Consider the following 2,073-nt stretch of genomic DNA (forward strand, 5'->3'; position numbering starts at 1 on the left):
ACCGGACTGCCCGACCTGACAGCCCGCCAGGGCGGCATCGCTGCCGTGCACCAGCGCGCGCTGCTCGCGGACGGCACTTGGCGCAGCACCGAAACCGACACCACCTACAACTCCGACGGGCTCGTCACCGCGGTCGACGACAAGGGCGACGGCACCGCCGCCACCCCCGAGACATGCACCACGACCAGTTACGCCCAGAACACCGCGGCGAACATGCTGGCCTTCCCCGCCGAGGCCATCAAGATCTCGGCCCCGTGTGGGACCACTCCGGACGCCTCCAACACCCTGGCCGACACACGCAACATCTACGACGGCAAGGCGTTCGCAACGCTCGGCGCCACCGGTGACATCTCGGAGACGCAGGCGCTGGACCACTTCGACAGTTCGGGCGCGGCGCAGCTCAAGACCATCGGCACCAGGAGGTACGACGACTACGGCCGCACCATCAGCGTGACGAATGCGGCCGGTGCGACCACCTCCACCGCGTACACCCCCGCCGCCGGCGCCATGGCGACCTCGGTCAGCAGCACCCAGCCGGCCGTCGCCCCGGCCACCACCGGCTGGACCAGCACCACGACGTACGACCCGGTGCGAGCCGTTCCGCTCACCACGACGGACCCCAACGGGCGGATCACCGACGTCACCTACGACCCGCTCGGGCGGATCTCCGCCGTGTGGCTGCCCGGCCGGGCCAAGGCGACGAAGTCACCCAGCCGCAAGTTCAGCTACGCGCTCAACAACACGACGCCCAGCGTGGTGACCACTCAGGTCCTCCGCGAGGACGAGTCCTACGGAGTCGACTACAAGCTGTACGACGGACTGCTCCGGCTGCGCCAGGAGCAGCAGAGCAGCGGCGACGGCGGCTCGGGACGGCTCGTTGGCGACACGTACTACGACAGCCACGGCTGGACGGTGAAAGCCAACGCCGAGTACTACAACACGGCCGACCCCTCCACCACCCTCTTCGTCGTCAACGACGACCAGGTGCCTTCACAGACCGGCACCTACTTCGACGGCATGGGCCGCCCTGTCGCCCAGGCGCTGTCCAGCTACGCCGTCGAACAATGGCGCAGCACCACGGCCTACCCGGGCGCCGACCGGGTCGATGTCACCCCGCCGCCCGGCGCGTCCGCGACGAGCACGGTCAAGGACGCGCGTGGCCGCACGACCGCGCTCCTCCAGTACCACGGCCCGACGCCCACCGGCGACGCCGACACCACCCGTTACCACTACAACGCGGCAGGCCTGCAGGACCTGGTGACCGACAGCTCCGGCAACAAGTGGAGCACCAGCTACGACCTGCGCGGCCGCAGGGCCTCGTCCACGGACCCGGACACCGGGACCACCACGTACACCTACGACGACCTCGACCAGGTCACGTCGACCACGGACGCCCGCAACAAGACCCTGGCCTACACGTACGACGCCCTCGGCCGGAAGACCGCCGAGTACTCCGGCTCGACCACGGGCACGCAGCTCGCCTCGTGGACGTACGACACGCTCGCCAAGGGCTATCCCACGTCGTCGACCCGATTCGTCAACGGCAACGCCTACACGACGTCGGTGAGCGGTTACGACATCGCCTACCGTCCGACCGGTTCGTCGGTCACCGTCCCCTCCTCGGAGGGGAAGCTGGCGGGCACCTACAACACCGGCATGGCCTATACGCCCAACGTGGGCCTGCTCGACAACACGACGATGCCCGCCGCGGGCGGCCTGACCGCCGAGACCGTCTACTACTCGTACAACATCGCCGGACAGCTCCTTCTGGCCGGCGGTGACGCGGACTACCTCAGCGGCATGTCCTACACCCCGCTCGGCCAGGTCCAGCGGAGCACGGTCGGCGACGTTCCCAACCAGGTCGTGCAGACCAACAATTACGACGCGGCCACGGGGCGGGTACTGAAGTCGACCCTGGACAAGGAGACCAGCACCACCACGTCGGTCGACGTCACCAACTACACCTACACGCCGTCCGGAGCCGTCACGTCCGTGTCCGACGTCCAGGACACGGGTCAGACCGACACTCAGTGCTTCACCTACGACTACCTCAACCGCCTCACCGAGGCCTGG

The 2,073-nt window shown here is 68.5% G+C and carries 1 pseudogene; it reads left to right on the forward strand.

Annotated elements, in window-relative coordinates:
* Positions 1-2,073: pseudogene (locus DT019_RS38960) on the forward strand (hypothetical protein); the annotation flags it as partial.

The organism is Streptomyces sp. SDr-06, assembly GCF_003324565.1.
Lineage (GTDB): Bacteria > Actinomycetota > Actinomycetes > Streptomycetales > Streptomycetaceae > Streptomyces.